Here is a 25200-nt window from a genome sequence, read left to right on the forward strand (position 1 = left end):
GAGGCCTGTGGAGCCCGGGCCATGACTCCTGGGACTCAGGTGAAGCGTGGGGCAACCCGCGCCGGGCCGGTCCCCGACTTCCAGGACGGGTGGATCAGGGCAGGTCCATCTCCGGCTTGGTCAACTCCTCGACGTTGACGTCCTTGAAGGTGACCACGTGCACGGACTTGACGAAGCGGGAGGAGCGGTAGACGTCCCAGACCCAGGCGTCCTCCAGAGCGAGCTCGAAGAAGACCTCCCCGCCGTTGGTGCGCACCTGCACGTCCACGGCGTTGGCGAGGTAGAAGCGGCGCTCGGTCTCCACCACGTAGGAGAAGAGGGACACGACGTCGCGGTACTCGCGGTAGAGCTCTAGCTCCAGGTCGTTCTCGTAGGACTCCAGGTCTTCAGCACTCACCGTCCCATCATGCACGCCCGTGGCACGACGGCGCACGGGCACGCCGGGCGCGTCGGCGCCTCAGCCCGCGGCGAAGGTCTCCAGGCCAGTAGGCGGCAGGAACGGCGGTGCTTCACTGGCCCCCAGCAGCGAAAGCCTCCAGCCCCGGCAGGTGCCAGGAACGCCGGTGCTGGTCACTGGCCCCCAGACGCCCCAGGCCCGCCACGTGCGCGGCCGAGGCGTAGCCCTTGTTCGAGGCCCACCCGTATCCGGGGTCATCCAGCTCGGTCATGAGAGCGTCCCGCTCCACCTTGGCCAGGACGCTGGCTGCTGCGACGACGGCGCAGCGGGCGTCCGCCTTGACCTGCATCCGTACCGGCGGGGTAGCCAGCCCCAGGCTGTCCATCTGGTGGCGCACCTCGGCCACGGCCGGATGCACCGGCTGGGAGGCGCTCAGCTCGGTCAGCAGGTCGGTGGCAGGCTCGCTGAGCCAGTCGGCAACGCCGTCGAGAATGACGACGTCAGGGCGGTGACCGCGTGAGGCGACCTCGACCAGCGCGCGCAGGCCGGCCAGCCGCAGGGCGCCCACCATGCCGAGCGCGTCGATCTCAGCCGGCCAGGCGTGCGCGACCGCGCAGTCCAGCACCCAGTCCCGGCACGGTGCCTGGAGCGCCTCGCGGCGCGTGGGGGAAAGCTGCTTGGAGTCCGCCAGGTCGTGCGGGAAGTGGTCAGGGGTGGTGGTGTCAACGAGCGCGACTCCCACGCTCACCGGGCCTGCCAACGCCCCTCGGCCGACCTCATCCATCCCGGCCACCACCCGGTGGCTTGCCAGCAGCGTGGTCTCCAGCTCGCGGTCGGGACGCAGGCGCGAGGCGCCGGCACCTTGGGGGCTCACTCGCCGTCCCCGCCAGCCGTCTGGCTCGTGGAGTCAGCAGGCGCAGGCACGGCTGAGAAGACGTCCTCTCCCCCGCCTAGGGAGCCCCACCGGCCTGCCGGCCACACAATGGCCTTGGCCACGCCGACCACGTCGCTCAGCGGCACGAAGCCGTGGTGGGCGTCATCCTGGTGGTAGCGCGAGTCGGCTGAGTTGGAGCGGTTGTCCCCCATCACCCACACGTAGCCCTGGGGCACCGTGACGTCGAAGGCGATGGTCGAGGCGGACACGCCCTCCTTGACGTAGGTCTCGGCCAGCTCGACGCCGTTGACGGACAGCGAGCCCTGGCCGTCGGAGACAACGTGGTCCCCAGGCATGCCGATGACGCGCTTGATGAGGTGGTGCCCGGAGTCCTCGGGCAGCAGCCGCATGAGGATGAGCGTGTCACGGGCCACGCCGCGCAGGCCAGTGGGGTCCGTGACGGTCAGCCAGTTGTCAGGGTCGCGGAAGACGACGATGTCTCCGCGGGAGATGTCAGTGGAGTCGTACATGGTCACCGCGACGCGGTCACCGACGGTCAGGGTGTCCTCCATGGAGCTGGAGGGGATCTCGAACCACTGCAGGACGAAGCTCTTGAACAAAGCGGTCACCACCAGGGCGAGGATGACAACGAGGAAGGTGGAGCCGCGCAGTCGCTTGCGCGCAGCCTCAGGCTGCTCGTCCGCAGGCCCCGGCTGAGGGCGACGAGCCGGAGGGTAGGAGGGGGGCAGGTCCTCGGACACCGCCACTGACTCACCCGGATCCGACTGCGCGGGTCGGTCCGGCTCAGGCAGCACCTCGTGCGAGCTGAGAGTCATGTGGTCCTCTCGACGGCGCCGGGGCGCCGCGGTCTGCGTCCTCGGACAGGAACAGGGGCAGGATAACGGCGTTGCCCGGGACCCGGACGGGTCCCGGGCAACGCCAATGAGCGGGCAGAGCCAGGCTGGGCCGGGCTCTCAGTCCTCGCGACGCTCCTTGATCTTGGCAGCCTTGCCGTGCAGGTTGCGCAGGTAGTAGAGCTTCGCGCGACGGACGTCACCGCGGGTGACGACCTCGATCTTGTCGATGCTGGGGGTGTGCAGCGGGAAGGTACGCTCCACGCCCACACCGAAGGAGACCTTGCGGATGGTGAAGGTCTCGCCCACGCCAGAGCCCTGGCGGCCGATGACGATGCCCTGGAAGACCTGGATACGGCTCCGGTTACCCTCGACGACCTTGACGTGCACCTTGAGGGTGTCACCGGCGCGGAAGGCGGGGACGTCGTCACGCAGCGAAGCGGCGTTGATCTCGTCAATCAGGTTGGTCATGCTCATTCTCCACGCTCGTGCCACTGGTCATGGGCGCTTGGTTCGTGGCGCCGCGCGGATGGTAGGTAGCACCACCGTCCGGGCTGCACCGGTGCTGGCGCCCTGCAGGTCCTCATCGTGGCGGTCTCCCCAGTGGCAGAGACTCAACCGAGGCCTCAGGGCGGGCCTAGTCTGTCACACCCCGCCTGTGGGCTGCGAGACGGGGACCACGTGACCTTGGTGACCTAGCCAGCCAGGGTGCGCACCATGACCACGTCACGGCAGCGCTGACCGCCCACGTCATAGCTCCGCGTACCCGCCTTGACGAAGCCTGCCCGCTTGTAGGACTTCTGCGCCCGGCGGTTGCCGTCATGGGTGCCCAGCCACAGCAGGGCCACCCCCATGGTCTGCGCGTCGCAGGCCGCCTCCGCCAGGAGCAGGGCCGCCAGGCCCGAGCCGCGCAGGCGTGCGTCAACGTAGACCTTGGACAGCTCAGCGACCACCGGCCTGGCGCCGCCAGGATCCTGGGTGACCGTGACGCAGGAGGGCCGCTCATCCAGCCCCTCCGGCAGCCGGCCGCCGTCGTCACGCCGGTCGGCGATGACGACGCTGTAGCCCACCAGCTCTCCCCCGCGCACGGTGGCCCCGGGTAGGTCGGAGGCTAGGCACGCCACGCTGACCACCACCCGGGGGTCGCGGATCCACGTCTCCAGGCGCTGCGGGCTGAGAGCGGTGGCAATGTGCTTCTCAATCTGCTCGTCAGTCAGGAAGGAGGGACAGGCGTCAGGGAAGGTCCGCGCGGCCAACGCCGTGAGGTCGGGCAGGTCCTCAGGCAGGGCCGGGCGCACGATCGCCTCGACCGGGTGCTCGGCGCCGGACGGCACCACCCAGCCACAGCGCGCCAGGGCTGCCCGGTCCGCGCCGTCCAGGCCAGCCGGATCCAGGCGCGCGATCATGTCAGGGCGGCGCTCGGCGGTGCGGGCAATGGCCTGGTCGCGGCGTTGGCGTGCGATGAGGGCGTGGTTGCCTCCCAGCAGCTGCGGCCAGCTCTCGGCCAGGTCGAGCCCTCGCCAGGACACCGGACGGGTGTAGACCTCGTACTCCAGCAGGCCGGCGCTGGAGTGAGACTCCTCCACGACCGACTCGGGGTTGCCCAGCACCCCGGGACGCAGACGGGCGATGGCCTCGATCATGACCAGGCTGGCGACCTCTCCGCCGTTGAGGACGTAGTCACCGATGGACAGCTCGCGGACCTCGACGCCGGCCCTGCGGTAGTGCTGGGCGACGCGCGCGTCGATCCCCTCGTAGCGGCCGCAGGCGAAGACGATCTGGTCGGCCCCGGCCAGGTCCTCGGCCACCCGCTGGGTGAAGACCTCGCCGGAGGGCGTGGGGATGACGAGAACCTGGCGGGCTGGCCGATCAGCCACGGCCTGACCGTTCTCGCCCCCGCCGAGGACCTCGTCCAGAGCCTCGCCCCACACGTCCGGCTTCATCACCATGCCGGCGCCGCCTCCCAGCGGCGTGTCATCGACCGTGCGGTGACGGTCATGGGTCCACGAGCGCAGGTCGTGGACCGCCAGCTCCAGCAGGCCGCTGGTCGCCGCCTTGCCGATGAGCGAGAGGTCAAGCACCCGCAGGTAGTCCGGGAAGATCGTCACGACGTCCAGGCGCAGGGGCCGGGCGCTCACTGGGCGGTCTCCTCGGTCTGTTCGGCCTGTCCGAGGCCTGGGAAGAGACCACCGGGAGGATCGATCGTCACGGTCCCGGCCTCCAGGTCGATCTCAGGCACGAGTTCCTCAACAAAGGGCACGGCCACGCGCTCTCCCTGCGGGGTACGCACCACGAGCCGGTCCTGGGCGATACCGGGTTCAAGGTCAACGACCTCACCGAGCACCTGCGGCGTGCCCTCGTGCCCCGGGTGCAGGGCCAGGCGCGCTGTCAGGCCGACGAGCTCGTAGGCGTACCAGGACTCCTCGTCCTCGTCGACCTCGTCCTCATCGGTGTCCACCAACAGCCGCACTCCTCGCAGCGCCTCGGCCGCGGTGCGGTCGCGGGCCTGGTCAAAGGCAGCGAACCAGCGCTGGCCGTCAAAGCGCAGGCGGGAGACGGTCAGCGGTCCCGCGTCCTGCGGGTCCGTGGGCAGCGTGGTGCCAGGGGCCAGGCGCCCCTCGGGGTCGTCGGTGCGAATCTCGAGGCGGACCTCGCCCTTGAGAGCGTGAGCGGGGCCGATGATGGCGACAGTCAGGAGCACGCGCTCAAGATACAGCGTCGCCCGGCCCCTGTGCGGGGCCGGGCGACGACGGTGAGAGTCACCGCGAGAGCGGGTGAGGCTCGGACCTGTCAGGCGAGGGTCTCAGCGCCGGTCGGTGTCGACGACGTCGACGCGGACAGGCGAGTCAGCCAGCGCACCGATGACCGTGCGCAGGGCACGGGCAGTGCGGCCCGAACGACCGATGACGCGTCCGAGGTCCTCGGGGTTGACGCGCACCTCCAGCAGGTCGCCGCGTCGCAGCGACCGGGAGGTGACGGTGACGTCGTCGGGGTTGTCGACGATGCCACGCACGAGGTGCTCGAGCGCGTCGGCCAGCATGTCAGGCCTCCTCGGCCGGAGCCTCAGCGGACTCCTCGGAGGACTCCTCGGCCTTGGCCTCGGCAGCGGCCGCCTCAGCAGCCTCCTTCTCAGCCTTGGCCTTGGCCTCGGCAGCCGCAGCCTTGCGCTTCTCAGCGTCAGCGGCGGCAGCCTTGACGGCCTCCTCCTTCGCCGCGGCGGCGGCGTCGGCGTCCTTGACCTTGAGCTTGCCCTCGGGGACGGTCAGGCCCTTGAATGCCTGGTAGTCGCCGGTGATCTTCAGCAGGTTGAAGACGGTGTCGGAGGGCTGAGCGCCCACGCCGAGCCAATACTTCACGCGCTCCGAGTCGATGCGGATGAGCGAGGGCTCCTGCATCGGGTCGTAGACGCCGATCTCCTCGATGACACGGCCGTCCCGCTTCTTGCGGCCGTCCAGGACGACGACGCGGTAGAAGGGCTGGAACTTCTTGCCGATGCGCTTGAGGCGAATCTTGACTGCCACTTGGTTGAACTCCTGGTTCTGGTTGGTTGGCGCGCGCTGGTCCCCGGTGGGGTCAAGCAACGGTTTCCGGCGGGTGCCGAGACTAGGGCGAGGAGAGGGAGAGGGGCCACTCCACGTCCGAGTACAGCCGGTCATTCTGCCAGAGCGCAGGGCCGCTGGGCCAGCGGGAGCGAGCACCGTCGTCGCCCTGATGGTGCGAGATCGCCCACAGCGGCCTCTTGAGAGTCTCCCACCTTCATGGTTCATTAGCCAAGTAACTAACCAACAAGGAGGTGAGCACCGTGCCCCGGTCCTTCGACGGCGCCACCCCGATCTACCTCCAGATCGCTGAGGAGATCCGCCTCCAGATCCTGTCCGCCTCGCTGGCCGAGGGCCAGCGGCTGACCTCCACCACCGAGTACGCCATGCTCTACCGCATCAACCCCGCCACCGCGAACAAGGCCGTGGCCCTGCTCGTGGACGAGGGGCTGGTGGTCAAGCGCCGCGGTATCGGCATGTTCGTGGCCGACGGCGCACGCGCGGCGCTGCAGGCCGCCCGCCGTCGTTCCTACGCAGCCAAGGTGCTCGGTCCTGCGCTCGCTACCGGACGGCTCCTGGGCCTGACCGAGGCCGAGATCCTCCAGGCCGCCCACGACTACCTCCAGGAGGAGACCTGACCACCGTGGATGCTGAGGAGCCGTTCTCCTCCCGCCGGGTCCTAGAGCAGGTGGGAACCGGGCCCGGGCTGCGCCTGGAGGAAGTGAGCCACGCCTACGGCTGGCTGGCCCGGCACCTGCCCACCAGACCTGGCCCCTGCGGGAGGTGAACGTGGCCTTCCGCCCCGGCGTCATCACGGGGCTGCCGGGACGCAACGGCACCGGCAAGTCGACGCTGCTCTCGCTGGCCGCAGGCCTGCGCCGACCCGTGACCGGCAAGGTCACCCTGAACGGGGGCCCAGTGTGGGACCAGCCCGCGCCCCGCGCTGCTCTCACGCTGCTGTCACGCTGCTAGGCACCCGCCGCTGCCTGGTGGAGAACCAGAGCCTCGAGGCGTCCTTCCGCATCTGGGAGCTCACCCGTCCGTTGTGGATGACCCACGAGGCCAAGCGCTACCTGCGTCTTTTCGAGGTCGACCCTGACGCGGTCCCCGCCCGCCTTTCCCAGGGCCAGCGCTCGGCCGTGGACGCTGCCTTCGCCCTGGCCTCCCACTCCCCGGTCCTGCTCCTGGACGAGGTGCACCTGGGCATGGACGCCGTCGTACGACGTCGTTTCTGGGACACCCTGCTGCAGATGTACAGCTACGAGCGCCCCACCATCGTCATCGCCTCCCACGAGGTCGGTGAGATCGAGAACCTGGTCGAGGACGTCGTCGTCCTGGGCCGGGGCGAGGGTGGGAACCGGGTCCTGGCCCACGGCAGCGCGGACGAGCTGCGCCAGGCCGCGACGCCGCCGGGTGCGCCACTCGCCGACCTCACTGACGTCCTGGAGCACATGTCAAGGAGGAAGCCATGACAACGTCGTCTCTTGCCCGCCCTGCGTTCTCACAGCAGGAGCCGGCCTGGCCGCGACTGCCGGCCGCCCCTGGGCAGGTCACCCGGTCCCTGTGCTACCGAGGGCTGGCGGCGCTGGGCGCCGTAGAGCTCGCCCTCATCTTGCTCAGCCTGGTCATCGCGGCGGCCAGCCACTCCTCGGTCGCCCAGGCACTGGTCAACCTCTCCCCTGCCCTGGTGATCACAGGGTGCGTCGCCACCGGCAGGGCAGCCGGCCTCCTGCGGGCAGCGCTGGCTGCCGGCCTGACCCAGCGCACGGCGCTGGCCGCTGGCCTCGCAGTCACCGCGAGCTACGCCCTGGCCCAAGCGCCCTGGGCCGTGCTCACCACGGTGCTGGCGCGGGCCGTCCCGTCTGAGGCAGAACCCGGTCTCCTCACGCCGTGGGCCGTGCCCGGGTGGGTGCTGGCGTGTCTGGGGGCACAACTGTTTGTCCTCATCTTCGTCCTGCTCCAGGACTCAGGCCTGCGCGCCTCGTGGTCCTGGGCGCTGACGGGCCTCATCGTCATCGGGATCGGCGGGTCCATCCTGGCTGGGGCCGTTGCCGAGGCCGATGGCCACCTCGGGTGGGCGGCGGGCGCGATCCACGCCTTCCGGCCCAGCGCTGGCAGCACGGACCGTGCTGCGGTGGAAACCGCGCGGCTAGCGCCGATCAGCCCTCGTCCAGGGTGCGCACGCGCTCACGCGCCCGCTCAGCGGTCCACACGTCCCCGGGCACGTCCATGGGCAGCAGGGCGTTGCCCACGCCCACGAAGGCGGGCTCGGCCACGCCGGACCGGCGCTGCCCGTCATAGTCACGCAGGGTGGCAAAGACCCAGCGCCCCAGCCACAGCACGGCCACGAGGTTGAGGATCGTCATCAGTGCCAGGGCCACGTCCGCCATCACCCAGGCCAGGTCCAGAGCAACCACAGCCCCTAGTCCTGTCGCCGCCGTCATCGCCAGACGCAGCAACACCCCCGCGCGCCGGCCACCGCCGAGGTAGCTGACGTTGACCTCGGCAAAGCTGGAGTAGCCCAGCACCGAGGAGTAGGCAAAGGTGATGACGAGGAAGGTCATGAACCACACCACCCAGGCCCCCGGCAGCGCGTCGGCCAGCGCGTGCTGGACCAGCGTTGTCTCCGCCCAGGCCGGCTCCACCCCGGGGGTGTAGACCGCGGGCGAGGCCAGCAGAATGGTCAGGCCGGTGGCGGTACAGATGATGATGGTGTCGATGAAGACACCGAGGGCCTGGATGAGACCCTGGACCACCGGGTGGGCCACGTCCGCCGTGGCGGCACCGTTGGGAGAGGAGCCCTGACCGGCCTCGTTGGAGAACAGGCCGCGCTTGACGCCGTTCAAGAAGGTGGCGAAGAGCCCACCGCCCGTACCGGCCAGGCCCGCGCGCAGGTTGAAGGCGCCGGCGACGACGTCGGCCAGCACGCCCGGCACGCGAGGAGCCGAGACGATGATGACCACGGCGACGACGGCGAGGTAGGCCAGGGCCATGACCGGCACCAGCCACTCGGTGACCTTAGCCACCGCCCGCATCCCCGCCAGCAGGATCGGAGCGGTGACAGTCATCAGGACCAGCGCCGTGACCCATGTGGCCACGCCGTGGGAGGAGGCCACCGTCACGGCGATGGTGTTGGACTGGACCATCGGGAAGATGAGGCCGTAGGAGAAGACGAGCATGGCCGCAAAAGCCAGTCCCATCCAGCGTCCTAGCCGAGCCAGCCCCCTGCGCCCGTACAGGGCCAGTCCTCGTTCCATGTAGTAGGCCGGACCGCCCCGGAAGATCCCATCGGCACCACGCACCTTGAAGACCTGCGCGAGCGTGGACTCGGCGAAGGAGGTAGCCATGCCCAGCAGCGCCACCACCCACATCCACAGCAGGGCACCCGGGCCACCCAGCGTCACCGCCAGCGCAACCCCGGCGATGTTGCCGGTGCCCACGCGTCCGCCCAGGCCGATGACGAAGGCCTGGAAGCTGGACAGGGAGCCACGCTGGTGGCGTGAGTGGGCCACGAGCGCCACGGGCCTGGCCAGCAGCCGCAGCTGGACCCCTCGCGTGCACACCGTGAGGTAGGCGCCGGCCGCGATGAGCAGCCAGATGAGGATGCGGCCGGAGACGAAGGACTCGAAGCCAGACAGTGAGTCAGTCAGGATCGAGGTGAGGGAGGTGGCGAGGTGGGCAGACATGGTGCTCCGCTCGGGTGGGGGCAGTGGGAGGGCCGGGTAGGCGGCGGTGAGGATACCTGGGCCGATGGGCGCGCCGTCGTCCTATCCACCGTGAGGACACCCCGTCCCTCCGGGATCCCGCTCATCCAGTCCCACTGCCACCCATGACACCTGTCATGCGCAGGCAGTGACAGCCTCCAGTACCGCTCTCCGGCGGCGTCACAGACCCTTGAGGCATGACCACACGCACCTCTTCAGCACCCGCGATCGAGATCACGGACCTGCACAAGTCCTTCGGACCGGTGCACGCCGTGGACGGGCTGAGCCTGACGGTCCAGCCCGGAGAAATCCTGGCCTTCCTCGGCCCCAACGGCGCTGGCAAGTCCACCACCCTCGACGTCGTCATGGGCTTTACCCAGCCCACCTCGGGCAGCGTGCACGTGCTCGGAGGCTCCCCTGCCGAGGCTGTCAAGCGCGGCCAGGTCGGGGCGATGCTCCAGGACGGCGGCCTGCTGCCGGGCCTGTCCGTGCGCCAGACGCTCCAGGTCGTCGCCTCGCTCCAGGCCGGGCGCCCGGACCTGGAGGGCGTCATCGAGCGCTCTCACCTGGGCCCACTCCTGGACCGGCGGGTCTCCCGGCTCTCCGGCGGCGAGCGTCAGCGCCTGCGACTGGGCCTGGCACTGCTGGCGGACCCGGCCCTGCTCATCCTGGACGAACCCACCACCGGCATGGACGTCACCGCGCGGGCGGAGTTCTGGGACACGATGCGCGAGCAGACCCTCGCCCGCCAGCGCACCCTCGTCTTCGCCACCCACTACCTCACCGAGGCAGCCGAGTTCGCTGACCGGATCGTCATCATCGACCACGGCCGGCTGGTCGCGGACGGAACCATCGACGAGCTGCGCGGCGCGGCCCAGGCCTCGACGGTCTCCGTCACCTGGCCCAAGGCCAGCCAGGCCGCCGTCGAGACGGTCCTCCAGCCGGTGGCGGGGTCGGTCGAGTCTGTCACGGTGCACGGCGAGCACGTGGAGATCCGCACCACCTCCTCCGACGACGTCGCCCGCCTGCTGCTGACGGCCTCCCCCGCCCACGACCTGGGTGTGGAGGCGCCCAGCATCGACAACATCTTCTCCGCACTCGTCAGCCAGGAGGGCTGAAGCACCATGACCACCACAACCACAGCCACGACGTCAGCCACCATGCCCACGACCTCTGCGGTCCCGGCCCACCGGGGGCGTTTCCCGGCAACCTACGCCCGCATTGAGATCCTGGCTACGCTCAAGCGCGTGGACACCGTCTTCTTCACTGTCCTCATGCCGCTGGGCATGTACCTGCTCTTCGGCAAGATGAGCAACTTCGAGTCCACCTCCGCGGGCCACGGCAACATCACGGCCTCGGTCATGATCAGTATGGCGGCCTACTCTGTGGCCATCGCCTCCACGGCCCTGGCAGCCTCCTCCGCCGTCGAGCTGGCCGGGGGCTGGGGCCGGCAGGTGTCCCTGACCAGCGGAGGGATGCGCGCCTACCTGCAGGCCAAGCTCACCGCAGCCATCGCCATCTCGGCGCTGCCGGTGGTCCTCATCTTTGCCGCCGGCCTGCTCACCGGCGCCCAGATCGACTCACCCGGGCGTTGGCTAGCCTCCTTCGCCCTGTGCCTGGTGGCGGCACTGCCCTTCTCCGCCTTTGGCCTGGCAGCCGGCATGTGGTTCCCCTCCTACACGGCCGTGGGCGTGGCCAGCTCCTCAGTGGCGGGCTTCGCCTTCTTGGGCGGCGTCTTCATGCCCCTGGGCGGGGTCCTGTTCACCCTGTCCCGCTACACCCCGCTCTACGGGGCCGCCCGGCTGGCCGCGCGGCCGCTGCAGGGGGACGTCGTGGCCACGATGACCGGAATCGTCCATGAGCCGGTGTGGTACGCCCTGGCTAACCTGGTGGTGTGGACAGTCCTCTTCGTGGCAGCCTGCCTAGCGGCTCGCGCCCGCTCCACGGTGCGCAAGTGAGCACCGAGGCCGATCAGGCTCGCCGTCCCTGGTACCGGAGGGTCAACTGGGAGGCGTCTTTCTGGGTCGTCTTCCTGCTCTTCCTCATGGCGTGGACGGCGAGCACAGAGGCGTCCTCGGCAGCCAAGGCCGTGTGCATCGGTGCCATCGTCGTCTTCATCGGTCTGTACGTCTACACCGTGTCCACCATGGGCTCGTGGGACGAGCTGCCGCCCGAGACCCCAGTGGCCCAGCAGCTGCGGCCGCTCTTGCCACGCCTGGCGCTGCTGGCCATCCCAGCGGCCGTGAGCCTGCCGGTGCTGGGCTGGTCGGGCATGTACTACCTGCCCTACCTCTGCGCGATCCTCCTGTTCGGCACCCACCTGTCCACCGGCCTGAGCCTGACGAGCCTGCTGTGCGCCGGCGGCATCCTGTCCGCCGTCGCTGCCCCCACGAGCCTGAGCCAGAAGGGGATGGCGATCGGCTGCTGCTTCTCCTGCGTCGTGGTGGTCGTGTCGCGGATCGGGGACGAGACGGGCCAGCGCCGTCGCACCACCGACCTCGCGCTCACGGCGGCCCGTGAGCGCGAGGAGATCAGCCGGGACGTCCATGACATCCTCGGCCACTCCCTGACCGTCCTCACGCTCAAGGCGGAGGTCGCCCAGCGCCTGGTGGAGGTCGACCCAGCCGCGGCCCAGACTGAGCTGGGCGAGATCGTCGCGCTCTCACGCACGGCGCTGGCGGACGTGCGCGCCACGGTCACGAGGCTGCGTACCCCGGACCTGGCTAGCCAGCTGGAGGCCTCACGCACCGCCTTCGCCGCGGCAGAGATCGAGGCTAAGGTCCACGGACGCGCCCGCGACATCCCGCTGCCTCAGCGCGAGGTGCTCTCCTGGGCGCTGCGCGAGGCCACGACGAACGTGCTGCGCCACGCCGGCGCGCGCCGCGTCGTCGTCACCCTCGCGCCCGGCCGACTCACGGTGGCCGACGACGGTGCGGGGCTGCGCGGCCACGGTCCCGGCAACGGCCTGGCCGGCCTGCGTCAGCGGGTCGAGGCGGCCGGCGGCCTGCTCCAGGTCACCGGCCCGGGGCTGGCCGGCGGCACAGGTGAAGGAACCACGGTGGAGGTCACGCTATGACAACGCAACCCGGCCCGATTCAGCTCCTCGTCGCTGACGACCAGGCCCTGGTCCGCGGGGCCTTGGCCACGCTGCTCGGCCTGGAGCGGGACCTGGAGGTGGTGGCGCAGGTCGGCACGGGCCGCCAGACCGTCGAGCGCGTGCGCTCAGGCGGGGTGGACGTGGCGCTGCTGGACATTGAGATGCCCGACGGCGACGGTCTGTGGGCCGCCGAGCAGATCGCGAGGCTGCGCAGCGCCGGCACCACGCCGTGCCGCAGCATCATCGTCACGACCTTCGGGCGCCCGGGCTACCTCTCCCGGGCCATCGAGGTGGGAGCCAGCGGCTTCCTGGTCAAGGACACTCCCCCGGCCGAGCTGGCCGAGGCGGTGCGCAAGGTACACGCGGGCCTGCGGGTGATCGACCCGATGCTCGCCCAGGAGTCGGTGCTCCTGGGACCCAACCCCCTGACCGAGCGGGAGCGCGAGGTCCTGCGGCTGGCCGGCAAGGGCCTGGACGCTCCACATATCGCCGCGCACCTGAGCCTGGGCGAGGGGACCGTGCGCAACTACCTGTCCTCGGCCATCGCGAAGACCGGCTCACGCAACCGGGTCGAGGCAGTCCGCACCGCCGAGTCCAACGGCTGGCTCTAGCGCGAGACGGCGCGAGACCAGGGCGTCCCTCGCCTCAGGCCAGGCCCAGGCGACGTCGCAGGTCCTCAGGCAGGGCGTTCATAGCATCGGTAACCTCGTCACCGGAGGGCTGAGCTGCAGGCTGACCAGCGGTCGGAGCCGCAGGCGCCGCGCCGCCCAGCCCGAAGGAGGAGCCCGCTGCCGGAGCCGCAGGCAGGCTGCCGGCCTCGCCCCGCTCACGGCGGGCTGCGGCCTCACGCGCCTGGCGCGCCGCCTTGGCAGGGTTGCCGGACTTGCCCTTCTTACCGCCCTTGCCGCTCTTGGCCTTAGGCGCCTGACGGGCCTTGGCCCGCTTGCCCATGCCAGGCAGCGATCCCATGCCTGGCATGCCGCCACCCATACCGCCCAGGCCACCGCCGGCGCTCATGGCCTCCATCATCTTCTTGGCCTGCTCAAAGCGCTCGACGAGCTGGTTGACGGCCTGGACCGTGGTGCCCGAGCCCTTGGCGATACGGTTACGCCGCGAGCCGTTGAGGATGGACAGGTCCCGGCGCTCGGCCGGGGTCATCGAGCACACGATCGCCTCAATGCGGTCGACCTCGCGCTCGTCAAAGGCCTCGATCGCCTCGCGCATCTGGCCCATGCCCGGCATCATGCCCAGCAGCTTCTTCATCGAGCCCAGCTTGCGGATCTGGCGCAGCTGGTCGAGGAAGTCCTCCAGGGTGAAGGTGCCCGAGGCCATCTTGGCTGCAGCGGCCTCAGCCTCCTTCTCGTCGAAGGCCCGCTGGGCCTGCTCGATGAGGGTGAGCAGGTCACCCATGTCCAGGATGCGGCTGGCCATGCGGTCAGCATGGAAGCGCTCAAAGTCCTCCAGGCCCTCGCCGGTGGAGGAGAAGAGCACCGGGGCACCCGTCACCCCGCGCACGGACAGGGCCGCGCCACCGCGGGCGTCGCCGTCGAGCTTGGACAGGACCACACCAGTGAAGCCCACGCCGTCGCGGAAGGCGACGGAGGTGTTGACCGCGTCCTGACCGACCATGGCGTCCAGGACGAAGAGGATCTCGTGGGGGTGGACGGCGTCGCGGATGCGAATGGCCTGGTCCATCATCTCCGCGTCCACGCCCAGGCGTCCGGCGGTGTCGACCACGACGACGTCGTAGCCGTGGGTGCGGGCCTGCTCCACGCCGGAGGCGGCCACGGCCACCGGGTCGCCCACACCGTTACCCGGCTCGGGTGCCCACACGTCCACGCCCGCCCGCTCGGCCACCACGCTCAGCTGGGTCACGGCGTTGGGACGCTGGAGGTCCGAGGCCACCAGCAGGACACGCTTGCCCTCGCCACGCAGCCAGTGACCGAGCTTTCCGGCCAGCGTGGTCTTACCGGCACCCTGAAGACCGGCGAGCATGATGACCGTGGGCCCGCGGTCAGCCCAGTTCAGCTCGCGCGTCGCTCCACCGAGGACCTCGATGAGCTCGTCATTGACGATCTTGATGACCTGCTGGGCAGGGTTGAGAGCCTGGGAGCGCGCAGCCTCCTTGGCCTTCTCGCGCACGGCGGAGGTGAAGGAACGCACCACCGGCAGGGCGACGTCGGCCTCAAGCAGGGCGCGCCGGATCTCGGAGACGGTGGTGTCGATATCGGCGTCGGTGAGCCGGCCCTTGCCGCGCAGGCCCTTGAAGGAGGCGGTCAGCCGGTCGGAGAGGTTGCCGAACACTCGGTGTCCTTCCTTGTGCGCCCAGGGCGCGAGGTTGCTGGGACCCGGGCAGGACGACGGCGGTGACCTGCGTCCGGCCACGGGCATGGCTAGGGCCCAGGATAGCGGAGGGCCCGTGCCCTCCCAGGACGGGAGGGCACGGGCCCTGTGCCTGGCCGGTTACCCGGCAGGAGAACGCTGGCCGTCAGCAGAAGCGACGACGCCGCAGTGCCAGTCCGCCTCCCACGGCTGCGGTGGCGATGAGGGCCGGGGCCAGCCGCCTGGCCCGCGCTTGGCGACGTCGTCGCCTCCGGCGTGCTGGGCTGGGCCGAGGGCTGCTCGGGCAGCTCAGGCTTGTCAGCCAGCGCGAAGCTGCCCGCGCTCAGCGTGGCCGAGGTGTCCAGGCCCAGCGATCCGGCAATGAGATAGTGCAGATCGGTCTGGTCGAGCTGGCCGACGACGTTCTCCGCCCCCGGTCCCTCAGCAGCGATGCGCAGCTGGGCACCGGTGTGGTTCTGTCCGCCCAGGGCGTCGTCGTGGCTGTTGGAGGCCGCGGTGGCATAGCTGATGACCATCGGGGCGCCGTCGGCGGTGAGCAGGCGGGTGGTACGCCCCGCCGTCGGCTGACCGTCAGAGGTGATCTGCGAGGTGTGGGCATGGTCGGCGGTGGCGACGATGAGGGTGGGCTCACCGGAGCTGGCAACCCAGGCGCGGACCGCCTGGATGGCCTGGTCGAGGTCGTCGAGCTCACCGATCTGGCCGCAGGCGTCTGCGGAGTGGTCAGCCTTGTCAATCGAGGCACCCTCGACCTGGAGGAAGAAGCCCGTGTCGTCACCCTGCGCAGAACGGTCGAGCAGCTCGATGGCCTTGGTCGTCATCTGTGCCAGGTCCGGCAGCGAGTCCGTGCGCTCGGGGTTGAGCTCGCAGCGCGTGGCGTCACGCTGGGCCCCGTCCTCGGTCGGAATGGTGGCCTGGAATTGACGGGGCATGTTGCCCGAGGAGAACAGGCCCAGGACCGGGGAGTCCTGGTCTGCGGTGGTCAGGGCGGCGAGCTCCGAGGTGTTGGTGACTACCTGGTAGCCCTGGGCCTTGACGTTGTCCAGCACGGAGGTGCCGGCCGTCCACTCGTGGGTGGCGCCGTCGGCGGCCGTGTAGGTGCCCTCGGCCTCGACCGTGGCACTAAAGGCCCCGCGAGCCCCCCAGGGCCACGTCCGCCCGGGTGTCCACCAGCTGCTCGGAGATCGAGCCCAGACCGCCATTGACACGCTGGTCAGCCTCACAGCTGGCCTTGAAGTCACCCGAGGGCGCGTAGCACGAGCGCGTGGAGACGTGAGCACCCATGACGGCCGGGGTCGCGTCCTGGATCTCAGAGGTGGTGACGCTACCGGTGCGCATGCCGGCGTTCTTGGCGACCTCAATGAGGTTCTGCTCCGGCCTCCCAGCCACGTCCACGCCGATCGCGCCGTTGTAGGTCTTGGTCCCCGTGGCCCAGGCGGTGCCCAAGGCAGCAGAGTCGGTGACGTAGTTGACCGAGCCGTCCTTCTTGTTGATGGAGTGGTGGGTGTAGAGCCCGACGTGGGGCAGGTTGTCCAGCCCCTCGAAGCGACCTCCCGCGCCCTCGACGTAGTTGCGCGCCGCGGTGATCTCCTGCTGGCCCATACCGTCACCGATGATGAGAATGACGTTGCGTGCCTGCTGGTTGGACCGCCCCTGGCCCGCGGGCCCGAACTGGGAGCAGGAACCAGGATCCGTGTTGAGCGAGCCGTCCGGGTTGATGCTCACGCAGTCAGCCGGGCCGTTGGCCTGCCGGTAGGTCGTGCCTGCAGCGCTGGCAGGAAGCGCGAGGGCTGGCAGTGACAGGGCGCCGACGGCGAGGGCCACGGCACCGGCCCGCGCACCACGGCGCGGGCGACGGGGAGTGCTCACAGGAGCTCCTTCGGGGAGGGAATGGCGGACGGGCGTCCGCCCGCTCAGCCAATCCGCTCATCGTGACCGGATCGTGACCGCACGGTGAGCGCAGAGCACCCCGCCGGTGAACACTCGCTGTCACGGCCTCCACCCGGCGGGGCCTAGATCGCCTCGATCCCACTCTCCCCGGCGCGTGCGTGCAGGACCTGCTCGACGGCGGTGACGAGCTTCATGGCTCATGCTTCCTTGAGGATCTCGAGGACCTCGTCGACTGCCCGGGGTGGGCGGGAGGAGGCGTGGCTGACTGCTGGCGGGAGCGGCGTAGCCAGGCGGCCGGTGGTCAGTGAGTCATAGGCGGACTCCCCGTGCTCAGCCTTGTCCAGGCCCAGGTGCTCGGCCTCGACGCCAGCCCGCCACCCCACCAGCTGCTTGACGATGAACCAGCACACCGCCGTCGTCACCAGACTCACGCTCATCGCCACGACGGCGACCAGGACCTGGGTGAGCAGCTGGGCCGAGCCGTGTCCGTAGAGCAGGCCCGTGTCCTTGGCGAGCAGGCCCACCAGGATGGTTCCGGCCAGGCCGCCAACCAGGTGGACGCCGACGACGTCGAGGGAGTCGTCGTAGCCCAGGCGGTACTCCAGGCCCACCGCACAGGCGCACAGCGCCCCCACTACGAGCCCCAGGACGATGGCGCCCACGGGCGTGACTGCTCCGGCTGCCGGGGTGATGCCAACCAGCCCGGCCACGGCCCCCGAGGCTGCCCCCAGGCTGGTGGCGTGCCCGTTGCGCACACGCTCGACCGCCAGCCAGCCCAGCACGGCGGCGCAGGCAGCGACCGTGGTGTTGACCCAGGCCAGTCCGGCCACGCCGTCGGCGGTCAGCGCGCTGCCGGCGTTGAAGCCGAACCACCCGATCCACAGCAGGCCCGCACCGAGCATGGTCAGCGGCAGGTTGTGGGGGCGCATGGGCACGCGCCCGAAGCCGCGGCGGCGTCCGATCGCGACGGCCAGGAAGAACCCGGCCACCCCGGCGTTGATATGCACCACGGTGCCGCCAGCGAAGTCGATGGGAGCGGCCAGGGAGGAGAACCAGCCCTGGTCGCTGAGGATGCCGCCGCCCTACACCATGTGCGCCAGGGGAAGGTAGGCAAGCGTCACCCACAGGGGTACGAAGGTCATCCAGGCCCCGAAACGCACCCGGTCCGCGATCGCACCGGAGATGAGGGCGACGGTGATGACGGCGAAGGTCATCTGGAAGGCAACGTCAACGATGACGGGGACGCCGTGGTCGTTGAGGAGAAAGGCCCCGGCCGCGTCCGTCACGGCACCGTGCAGGCCCAGCTGGGACAGGGGGTTGGCGATGAGTCCAGCCAGATCGGTACCACCGTAGGACATCGACCATCCGTACAGGACGTAGACGACGCCGACGACGGCGGTGGCGCCGAAGGACATCATCATCATGTTGAGCACTGACTTGGACTGGCTCATACCGCCGTAGAACAGGGCCAGTGCCGGAACGGTCATGAGCAGCACGAGCGAGGCGCTGACCAGCATCCACGCGGTGGCTGCGGTGTCGAGGGCCATAGGGAGCTCCCTTCCTTGCGTGCGACGGGATTCGCACGAGGAAAGCCAACGCCCCGCATGTCATGGCACGTGGTCGTCAAGGTGGCGGGCAGGTGTCAGGCCACGGCGCGAGATATCCGGCGTGTTGCCGATGCGTCAGGCAGGTGACCATCACGTTGCCGTCTGTGCACCGGGCCGTCTGCCGCCCCGAGGCCTCAGGCCAGCAGCGCGTCCACAAAGCCCTCCGGGTCAAAGGGAGCAAGGTCGTCCGCACCCTCACCAAGTCCGACGAGCTTGACCGGCACGCCCAGCTCACGCTGGACCGTGACGACGATGCCGCCCTTAGCCGTGCCGTCCAGCTTGGTCAACACGATCCCGGTCACGCCGACGGCCTCGGAGAAGACCTGGGCCTGACGCATCCCGTTCTGGCCGGTCGTGGCGTCCAGGACGAGCAGGATCTCCCCCACCGGAGCGACCTTCTCCATCACGCGCTTGATCTTGCCCAGCTCGTCCATGAGACCGGCCTTGTTCTGCAGGCGCCCGGCGGTGTCGACCAGGACCACGTCCACGCCCTGGGCAGCAGCCTGGTACGCCGCGTCGAAGGCTACCGAGGCCGGGTCAGCTCCCTCACGCTCAGAGCGCACGACCTCCACGCCCACGCGCTCGCCCCAGGTCCCCAGCTGCTCGGCGGCGGCAGCACGGAAGGTGTCCGCCGCACCCATGAGGACGGTCTTGTCCTGGGCCACGAGGACGCGGGCGAGCTTGCCGCAGGTGGTGGTCTTGCCGGTGCCGTTGACCCCCACCATGAGAACGGCCGCGGCCGGGCTCCCCTCACCGGTGAAGCCCTCAGCAGCCTGCGGAGGCGCGAGGTTGAGGGAGCGGTCCATGGCGGGGTCGACCAGGGCGAGCAGCTCGCGGCGCAGGACGCCACGGATCGCCGTCGGATCGGAGGTGTCCAGCACCTTGGCCTGGGTGCGCAGGGTCTCCATCAGCGCCGTCGTCACCTCGATACCCAGGTCCGAGGTCAGCAGCGTGTCCTCGATCTCCTCCCAGTCGGTCTCAGTGAGGTCGCCGCGCGAGAGCACGGACAGCACGGCCTTGCCAAAGCCGCCGGAGCCGGCCAGGCGCGCGCGCAGGCGCTGCATGCGCCCGGGGATGGACTCGGGTGTCTCCACGCTGGGCAGCGCGCCAGCGGGCGCGGCCGGCTGCTCCAGCCCCTCGCCCTCAGGCTCGTCACCATCGCGGTCGGAGGCCTGCGGCGCGGACAGCCCGGGGCGCTCAGCGCTGGTGGGCAGCTGCCCGGAGCGCGAGCGGCGGCGTCGGGCCACGACGACGCCGGCGATAACGGCGACCGCCGCGATGAGGGCAAGGACGACAAGGAGGAGGGTCGAGGAGTCCATGCCCCCATCATGGCCTATCTGGCCGGCTCAGCGCGCGACGCAGGACGCCCGCAGCCGGCTGTTGGGATGCTTCAACGCCGGCGCAGGCTGGCCGCGCGCGACTCGGCAGTGTCCATGGCGCGCTCGACGACGTCGACCAGGCCGGAGAAGCTCTCGGTGCCGGTGTAGACCGAGGAGTCCTCATGGGTCATGAGGTCCTCCAGGCGAGCGTCCTGGGGCACGACTCGTGCCGGGGCGCTCTTGTCAGCGGCGATCTCACGCAGGTGCCGCAGCTGGTCCTTCCAGGTGGAGATCGGATAACGCTCGGCGATCACCATGCCGAGAACCAGCAGAGCAGCGACAAGGACAACAAACAGGGGAAGGACCATCGAGCTCATGACTCCATCATGGTCCGCCTGCCGGGGCACCTCCACTGTGACGCGCGACGTCACCAAAACGTGATGCAGTCTTCGTCACGTCCAGGCCTGGTGCCTAGGAGTGAGTGTCCTCCGGGCGCGCCAGACGCTGGGAGACCACCTGGGTCACGCCCTCACGCATGGTGATGCCGTACAGGGCGTCGGCGACCTCCATGGTGCGCTTCTGGTGGGTGATGATGATGAGCTGGCTGTCACGGCGCAGCTCGGTGAAGATCTCCAGCAGACGCCCCAGGTTGGTGTCATCCAGGGCGGCCTCGACCTCGTCCATGACGTAGAAGGGCGAGGGACGCGCCTTGAAGATGGCGATGAGCAGCGCCACCGCGGCCAGCGAGCGCTCGCCACCGGACAGCAGGGACAGACGCGTGACCTTCTTGCCCGCCGGCCGCGCCTCGATCTCGATCCCCGTGGTGAGCATGTCGGAGGGATCAGTGAGCACAAGGCGGCCCTGGCCGCCAGGGAAGAGCCGGTCGAAGACAAGCTCGAACTCGCGCGCCGTGTCCTGCCACGCGCTGGTGAAGACCTCCAGGACCCGGGCGTCGATCTCCTCGACGATGCGCAGCAGGTCCGAGCGCGAGCGGGTCAGGTCTGCCAGCTGCTCGGCCAGGAACTGGTGGCGCTGCTCCAGGGCCGCGTGCTCCTCCAGGGCCAGGGGGTTGACCTTGCCCAGGCGCGCCAGGTCCCGGCTGGCACGGGCCAGGCGCTTCTCCTGCTCGGCGCGCACGTAGGGGCGACCCGCACGCGCGGGCGGCTGGCCGTCCTCATCCTCGGGCTGCTCATCCTGCTCATCGGCCTGGAGATCGGGGACCGGCATGTGGGGGCCATATTCTTCGACGAGAGGTTCCAGCTCCATGCCGAGCTCGCTCATGGCCCGGTCGGCCAGGGCCTCCAGCCGCACACGCTGCTCGGCCCGGGCGATCTCGTCACGGTGGGCGGCGTCGGTCAGCTGGGCGATGAGGCGGGTGGCCTGGTCAATCTCCTCACGTACCTGGGCAGTGGCCTGGGCAGAGCGCGATCGCTCAGCCTCCAGGCCGTGACGCTCCTCCTGCGCCTGGGCAGCCCAGGTGGCAGCCGACTGCTGGGCCGCACGTGCCTGGTCACGCACGTGGGAAGCCACGGCCAGGGCAGCTGCCCGGCGCCGCCCGGCCCTCTCGGCCGCCGCCCGCGCCTCGCGCTCGCGCCGGGCGGCTGCGCGCAGGGAGTCGGCGCGTCCACGCCCCGAGCGCTCGCGTTCCTCGGCCGTGCGCAGGGCGAGCCGGGCCTCGGTCTCGGCGCTGCGTGCCTCACGCGCGGCCGCGGCCGCCTGCTCGCGCTCAGCGCGTGCGGCCTCCAGACGCGAGTCGAGGTCCTCAGGCCCGTCGTCCTCCTCGCCCTCCAGCTGGGACAGGGCGGCCGTGGCCGAGGCCAGCTCGGTGGTCCGCCCCGCGCTCTCGGCCTCCGCACGCTCCAGGACCCTGCGAGCGCGCCCGGTCTCCTCCTTCGCCGCACGCACCGCCGAGCCCAGGCGGGCCAGGGTCTCCGCCTCGCGGGCAGCCTCGGCGTCGGCCGCACGCAGCGCGGCCAGGGCCTGGCTCACACGACGTCGAGCCTCCTCCTCGCTGCTGCGGGCCTGCTCCAGCGCAGCCTCGGCCTGGGACTCCGCCTCGCCGGCCGCCCGTGCCTCGGCAGCGGCCTCCTCATGGGCGGCCGCCAGCTCCAGGACCGAGCTCGTCCCCCGGCCCTGCGCGCTGGCCCGTCCCGGAGCGAGGACCTCGCCGTCTCTCGTGGCGACGACGGCGTGGGGTACCGCCTCACGCAGCGAGGCCGCCGCCTCCAGGTCCGCCACCACCCAGGAGCCTGCCAGCAGGTGGTCCAGCAGCGCCGTGAGGTCCTGCCCCCGGGCGCAAACCAGGCTGAGCGCGCGGTGCGCACCCGGGTAGCCGGCCTCCTCCGGCCGCTCCTCGGTCGGAGAATCCAGGCCGTGGGAGCTGGCAACCACCAGGCGCAGGCTGGAGGAGTCCGCGCCGCGGGCGTGGACCAGCGCCCGGGTCGCGGCGTCGTCGTCCACCATCACGGCTGCGGTGGCGGCCTCGCCCAGCAGGGCAGCCACCGCGTTCTCCCACCCACGCTCGATCACCAGCTGCTCGGCCAAGGGGCCCAGGACCCCGGGCAGGCCGGAGTCGGCGAGCTGCGCGGTGGAGTCCTGGGCGGACAGGGACAGCGCGAGCGTGTCGCGTCGGGCGGTCCAGGTCGCTCGGTCTGAGGCAGCCTCGCGCCTGGCCTCGTTGGCGGCGCTGACGGCGTCACGGGCCGCAGCCAGCGCGGCGCTGGCCGCCTCGTGGTCCGCCGCAGCCTGCTCCTGGGCCGAGCCGGCGGCAGGGCCCTCAGTCTCCTGGATGCTCGCGGCGCCCGCCCCGGCGTCGTGCCCACTGGGGCGAGCCTCCTCCAGGGCAGCCTGTGCGGCCTGCTCACGGTCCACGGCCTGGGCCAGGGCGGTGCGGGCCTGCTCACGCGCTGCGAGCGCAGCCTCGTGCCGCGAGCGCGCCGAGGCAACCGCTCCTCCGGCACGGGCCAGCTTCTCGCGTCGGTCAGCCTGGCGGCGTGCCAGTGCCTCAACCGCCTGCGCGCTCGCCGCCTCCTCGCGCTCAGCATCTCCTCGCTGCTCCGTGGCCCGTGACAGTGCCGTGCGAGCGGCCTCGACGGCGTCAGCGAGCTCGGTCTCCGCCTCGGCAGCCGCCCGCGCACGGCGTTCAAGCTCCTCCGGATCGGTGCCGAAGGAGGCCGGTGGGGCGGAGGCCAGGCCACGCACGCGCTCGGCGGCGACGTCGGCCAGGGCGGAGAAGGACTGGGCCGCCGCCGTCAGCTCCTCCCAGGTGGCCGTGGCACGGCTCAGCCGCTGGCCCGAGGTGGCCTCGGCTCCCGCGAGCTCAGCCAGGCGGGCCCGGGCCACGCGCTCGGCTTCCTCAGCCTCGCTGCGCCGACGCGCCAACGTCGCCTGGTCCTCATCGCCTGCCTCCAGCAGCGCCTGGGTCTGGACCACTTCATCGGCGAGCAGGCGGGCCGTGGCGTCGCGGACCTCAACCTGGATGGTGCGAGCCCGACGGGCCACGGCCGCCTGGCGGGCCAGCGGGCCGAGCTGACGGCGCAGCTCAGCGGTCAGGTCAGTCAGGCGGGCCAGGTCGGCGGCCATCGAGTCGAGCTTGCGCAGGGCGCGCTCCTTGCGGCGCCGGTGCTTGAGGACGCCAGCGGCCTCCTCGATGAAGCCACGGCGCTCCTCCGGGGTGGCCTGTAGGACGGCGTCAAGCCGTCCCTGCCCGACGATGACGTGCATCTGGCGGCCCAGGCCCGTGTCCGAGAGCAGCTCCTGGACGTCGAGCAGGCGGCACGGCGTGCCGTTGATCTGGTACTCCGAGCCGCCACCGCGAAAGAGCGTGCGGGTGACGGTGACCTCGGTGTAGTCGATAGGAAGCACGCCGTCAGAGTTGTCTATGGTCAGGCTCACCTCGGCGCGTCCCAGCGCCGGGCGCGATCCGGCGCCGGCAAAGATGACGTCCGCCATGGAGCCGCCACGCAGGTTCTTGGCTCCCTGTTCCCCCATCACCCAGGTCAGCGCGTCTACGACGTTGGACTTGCCTGAGCCGTTGGGCCCGACCACCGCGGTGATCCCCGGCTCCAGACGCAGCGTGGTTGACGAGGCGAAGGACTTGAATCCCTTGATCGTCAACGTCTTGAGGTGCACGCCCCCACGATACCGGGCGGGAGGGCGCCTCGGGGCGGCTACCTCTCGGCGGGGAGCACCGCAGCCTGCGTGAGCAGATCGAGGGTGAGGTGGCGCCAGGTCTGGGAGAGGGCCGAACCGGGATTGAGGTCGAAGACGTGGTCGGTCAGGGGCGCGATCAGCGTGGTGTGGGGCGCACCGGCCTCTTCCAGGGCGGCGTCGAGGCTGCGCGTCCCGTCCACGGGGACCACGTGGTCACGCGCCCCGTGGACGATGAGCGTCGGTGGCAGGCTCGGCCCCATCCCTCGCTGCGCCAGGAGAGCCAGCTTGCGGCGCGGGTCGATCGCCTCGTAGCGCTCGGGCACCTGGCCCGGTGTACCACTGGTGTAGCGGCGAGCGCGCTCGGAGACAAAGGGGGCCATGACCAGGTCGGGGTTGTCGTGGAAGCCAACCGGGTCCGCGATCGGATAGGTGGTCGAGACCGCGTCGATCTGGGGGACCTCGCTGCCGCACTCCTCATCCACCGGATCCAGCTGCCCCAGGGCCTGACGGTAGGTGATCTCCAGAGCCAGGTTGCCTCCGGCTGAGTCTCCTACGAGCGCCAGGTGCCGCGCGTCGCCACCGTAGCCCTCGGCGTGGCTCGCCACCCAGGCCAGGCCGCACGCCACTCGGGACTCGGCCAGCTGCCAGGTGGCAAGGTCAGGGGTGGACAAGGGATAGTCCAGGGCAATGGCCAGGTAGCCCTGAGAGGCGAACCAGGCGGCCTGGCCACGGGTCATGGGGTTGAGGCGGTTGCCGTTGGACCACCCGCCACCGTGGAGAAGGACGACGACGCCGACCGGACTGTCTGAGCGCGCCGACCTGCCTGAGCTCGCCGGCGCGCCGGTGCTGCCGGCGCCCAGGACCCCGCCACGGCCGTCACGTGGCAGCCACACCCCGGCCTGGAGGAGCTGTCCGGTGTCGGTGTCGTCGAGGACCACCGGCTGCACGTCAGGCTGTGAGCCGCTCTGCCCGATCCCGGTCAGTGCCCACAGGTCCAGCCTCACGCCCTGGGACCGGGCGAAGTCCACCTGCCGCCAGCCCACACCTGCCGTGATCACCAGGGCGAGGGTGAGTAGGAGGACGGCGAGGCTGCGGGCTCGTCCCGGGCGCCGGCGCCGGGCGGCGAGGGCCACGAGGACGAGGACGGCCAGCAGGGCGAGCCAGTCGACTCCCCAGGGGCCCAGCATGAGGCTGTAGGACAGGCCCGGGACCTCGATGAGCTCGGCCAGGGACGCCAGGGCGGCGAAGCCGGCCACCGCGAGCAGCAGGCAGGTGGCCGCAGGCCTGCCAGGTGGCCGGTGGTCAGAGGCGTGGGACACGCACGACACCCTACCCAGAGGCATGAGCGCCTCGGTTCCCTCCCGGGAGGTGCTCACCGGTCCCTCTCCTCCTTCTCGAGGAGGACTGTGTCACCACTCCCCCCCCCC

At 70.7% G+C, this 25200-nt stretch carries 22 protein-coding genes and 2 pseudogenes; 7 read left to right on the forward strand and 17 right to left on the reverse strand.

From position 1 onward, the window contains the following. Positions 1–94: 94 nt before the first annotated feature. The 8 genes from CYJ26_RS04750 to rpsP form a co-directional block, all read right to left on the reverse strand. Positions 95–397, reverse strand: coding sequence for a DUF2469 domain-containing protein (locus CYJ26_RS04750; protein ID WP_024034471.1), 303 nt, complete (start codon positions 395–397; stop codon positions 95–97). A 112-nt stretch (positions 398–509) separates the two neighbouring features. Beyond that, positions 510–1271 carry a ribonuclease HII gene (locus tag CYJ26_RS04755; RefSeq protein WP_101638047.1) on the reverse strand — a complete coding sequence of 254 codons (762 nt, stop codon included), beginning with the start codon at positions 1269–1271 and terminating at the stop codon, positions 510–512. Next, positions 1268–2107: a signal peptidase I gene (lepB, locus tag CYJ26_RS04760; RefSeq protein ID WP_006548704.1), complete on the reverse strand. Its 840-nt coding sequence runs from the start codon at positions 2105–2107 to the stop codon at positions 1268–1270. Before lepB ends, CYJ26_RS04755 begins: the two co-directional genes overlap by 4 nt. A 138-nt stretch (positions 2108–2245) precedes the next feature. Then, positions 2246–2596 carry a 50S ribosomal protein L19 gene (gene rplS, locus CYJ26_RS04765; RefSeq protein ID WP_024035052.1) on the reverse strand — a complete coding sequence of 117 codons (351 nt, stop codon included), beginning with the start codon at positions 2594–2596 and terminating at the stop codon, positions 2246–2248. A gap of 224 nt (positions 2597–2820) precedes the next feature. Beyond that, the gene (gene trmD / locus CYJ26_RS04770; protein ID WP_050765663.1) at positions 2821–4248 is read right to left on the reverse strand and encodes a tRNA (guanosine(37)-N1)-methyltransferase TrmD; all 1428 of its coding nucleotides are present in this window, start codon (positions 4246–4248) and stop codon (positions 2821–2823) included. Between the two features lie 11 nt (positions 4249–4259). Continuing rightward, positions 4260–4826, reverse strand: a complete 567-nt coding sequence (rimM, locus tag CYJ26_RS04775; RefSeq protein ID WP_006548701.1) for a ribosome maturation factor RimM — start codon at positions 4824–4826, stop codon at positions 4260–4262. A 102-nt stretch (positions 4827–4928) separates the two neighbouring features. Continuing rightward, the gene (locus tag CYJ26_RS04780; RefSeq protein ID WP_006548700.1) at positions 4929–5165 is read right to left on the reverse strand and encodes an RNA-binding protein; all 237 of its coding nucleotides are present in this window, start codon (positions 5163–5165) and stop codon (positions 4929–4931) included. A 1-nt stretch (position 5166) separates the two neighbouring features. Beyond that, the gene (rpsP, locus tag CYJ26_RS04785) at positions 5167–5646 is read right to left on the reverse strand and encodes a 30S ribosomal protein S16 (protein WP_034237205.1); all 480 of its coding nucleotides are present in this window, start codon (positions 5644–5646) and stop codon (positions 5167–5169) included. Between the two features lie 281 nt (positions 5647–5927). Between rpsP and CYJ26_RS04790 the strand changes: the two genes are divergently transcribed. The 3 genes from CYJ26_RS04790 (at position 5928) to CYJ26_RS04800 (ending at position 7136) form a co-directional block, all read left to right on the forward strand. Then, entirely contained in the window at positions 5928–6302 is a 375-nt protein-coding gene (locus CYJ26_RS04790; RefSeq protein ID WP_034237276.1) for a GntR family transcriptional regulator, read from the forward strand. A gap of 151 nt (positions 6303–6453) precedes the next feature. Then, entirely contained in the window at positions 6454–6636 is a 183-nt protein-coding gene (locus CYJ26_RS04795; protein ID WP_006548696.1) for an ATP-binding cassette domain-containing protein, read from the forward strand. Positions 6637–6653: 17 nt separating this feature from the next. Next, entirely contained in the window at positions 6654–7136 is a 483-nt protein-coding gene (locus tag CYJ26_RS04800; RefSeq protein ID WP_006548695.1) for an ATP-binding cassette domain-containing protein, read from the forward strand. 687 nt (positions 7137–7823) lie between these two features. On the opposite strand, the gene CYJ26_RS04805 is transcribed toward CYJ26_RS04800, so the two are convergent. Next, positions 7824–9350, reverse strand: coding sequence for an alanine/glycine:cation symporter family protein (locus CYJ26_RS04805; protein ID WP_024036284.1), 1527 nt, complete (start codon positions 9348–9350; stop codon positions 7824–7826). 287 nt (positions 9351–9637) lie between these two features. Here CYJ26_RS04805 and CYJ26_RS04810 point away from each other — a divergent pair. From CYJ26_RS04810 to CYJ26_RS04825, 4 genes and pseudogenes are all read left to right on the forward strand, one after another. After that, positions 9638–10486 (forward strand): annotated as a pseudogene (locus CYJ26_RS04810) (ABC transporter ATP-binding protein); the annotation flags it as partial. 6 nt (positions 10487–10492) lie between these two features. Beyond that, positions 10493–11326, forward strand: coding sequence for a hypothetical protein (locus CYJ26_RS04815; protein ID WP_006548690.1), 834 nt, complete (start codon positions 10493–10495; stop codon positions 11324–11326). Beyond that, positions 11323–12444 carry a sensor histidine kinase gene (locus CYJ26_RS04820; RefSeq protein ID WP_052039912.1) on the forward strand — a complete coding sequence of 374 codons (1122 nt, stop codon included), beginning with the start codon at positions 11323–11325 and terminating at the stop codon, positions 12442–12444. The genes CYJ26_RS04815 and CYJ26_RS04820 overlap by 4 nt, the downstream gene beginning before the upstream one ends. Then, a complete protein-coding gene (locus CYJ26_RS04825) occupies positions 12441–13076 on the forward strand; it encodes a response regulator transcription factor (protein ID WP_101638051.1) in 636 nt (211 codons plus the stop codon). Before CYJ26_RS04820 ends, CYJ26_RS04825 begins: the two co-directional genes overlap by 4 nt. 34 nt (positions 13077–13110) lie before the next feature. On the opposite strand, the gene ffh is transcribed toward CYJ26_RS04825, so the two are convergent. The 8 genes and pseudogenes from ffh to CYJ26_RS04860 form a co-directional block, all read right to left on the reverse strand. Beyond that, a complete protein-coding gene (gene ffh / locus CYJ26_RS04830; RefSeq protein WP_034237198.1) occupies positions 13111–14769 on the reverse strand; it encodes a signal recognition particle protein in 1659 nt (552 codons plus the stop codon). A gap of 89 nt (positions 14770–14858) precedes the next feature. Further along, the gene (locus tag CYJ26_RS04835; protein ID WP_276327961.1) at positions 14859–16007 is read right to left on the reverse strand and encodes an alkaline phosphatase; all 1149 of its coding nucleotides are present in this window, start codon (positions 16005–16007) and stop codon (positions 14859–14861) included. Then, a complete protein-coding gene (locus CYJ26_RS11130; protein ID WP_276327960.1) occupies positions 15928–16674 on the reverse strand; it encodes an alkaline phosphatase in 747 nt (248 codons plus the stop codon). Before CYJ26_RS11130 ends, CYJ26_RS04835 begins: the two co-directional genes overlap by 80 nt. Before the next feature lie 218 nt (positions 16675–16892). Then, a pseudogene (locus tag CYJ26_RS04840) lies at positions 16893–18242 on the reverse strand (ammonium transporter). Positions 18243–18436: 194 nt separating this feature from the next. After that, positions 18437–19621 carry a signal recognition particle-docking protein FtsY gene (ftsY, locus tag CYJ26_RS04845; RefSeq protein WP_034237195.1) on the reverse strand — a complete coding sequence of 395 codons (1185 nt, stop codon included), beginning with the start codon at positions 19619–19621 and terminating at the stop codon, positions 18437–18439. A 71-nt stretch (positions 19622–19692) separates the two neighbouring features. Then, positions 19693–19998, reverse strand: coding sequence for a hypothetical protein (locus CYJ26_RS04850; protein WP_006548683.1), 306 nt, complete (start codon positions 19996–19998; stop codon positions 19693–19695). 94 nt (positions 19999–20092) lie between these two features. Further along, entirely contained in the window at positions 20093–23752 is a 3660-nt protein-coding gene (gene smc, locus CYJ26_RS04855) for a chromosome segregation protein SMC (RefSeq protein WP_101638052.1), read from the reverse strand. Positions 23753–23790: 38 nt separating this feature from the next. Continuing rightward, complete coding sequence (locus CYJ26_RS04860) at positions 23791–25092, reverse strand: alpha/beta hydrolase fold domain-containing protein (RefSeq protein WP_169305814.1); 1302 nt, start codon at positions 25090–25092, stop codon at positions 23791–23793. Positions 25093–25200: the final 108 nt, after the last annotated feature.

This window comes from Actinomyces urogenitalis (assembly GCF_002861525.1).
In the GTDB taxonomy this organism is placed as follows: domain Bacteria; phylum Actinomycetota; class Actinomycetes; order Actinomycetales; family Actinomycetaceae; genus Actinomyces; species Actinomyces urogenitalis.

What these genes read in the sequence shown, in the direction of transcription:
- lepB (WP_006548704.1), bottom strand. Translation starts at nt 2,107, where the DNA reads ATGACTCTCAGCTCGCACGAGGTGCTGCCTGAGCCGGACCGACCCGCG.
- rplS (WP_024035052.1), bottom strand. Translation starts at nt 2,596, where the DNA reads ATGACCAACCTGATTGACGAGATCAACGCCGCTTCGCTGCGTGACGAC.
- CYJ26_RS04780 (WP_006548700.1), bottom strand. Translation starts at nt 5,165, where the DNA reads ATGCTGGCCGACGCGCTCGAGCACCTCGTGCGTGGCATCGTCGACAAC.
- CYJ26_RS04805 (WP_024036284.1), bottom strand. Translation starts at nt 9,350, where the DNA reads ATGTCTGCCCACCTCGCCACCTCCCTCACCTCGATCCTGACTGACTCA.
- CYJ26_RS04815 (WP_006548690.1), top strand. Translation starts at nt 10,493, where the DNA reads ATGACCACCACAACCACAGCCACGACGTCAGCCACCATGCCCACGACC.
- CYJ26_RS04825 (WP_101638051.1), top strand. Translation starts at nt 12,441, where the DNA reads ATGACAACGCAACCCGGCCCGATTCAGCTCCTCGTCGCTGACGACCAG.
- CYJ26_RS04835 (WP_276327961.1), bottom strand. Translation starts at nt 16,007, where the DNA reads ATGGCGGTCTGGGCTCGATCTCCGAGCAGCTGGTGGACACCCGGGCGG.
- ftsY (WP_034237195.1), bottom strand. Translation starts at nt 19,621, where the DNA reads ATGGACTCCTCGACCCTCCTCCTTGTCGTCCTTGCCCTCATCGCGGCG.
- CYJ26_RS04850 (WP_006548683.1), bottom strand. Translation starts at nt 19,998, where the DNA reads ATGAGCTCGATGGTCCTTCCCCTGTTTGTTGTCCTTGTCGCTGCTCTG.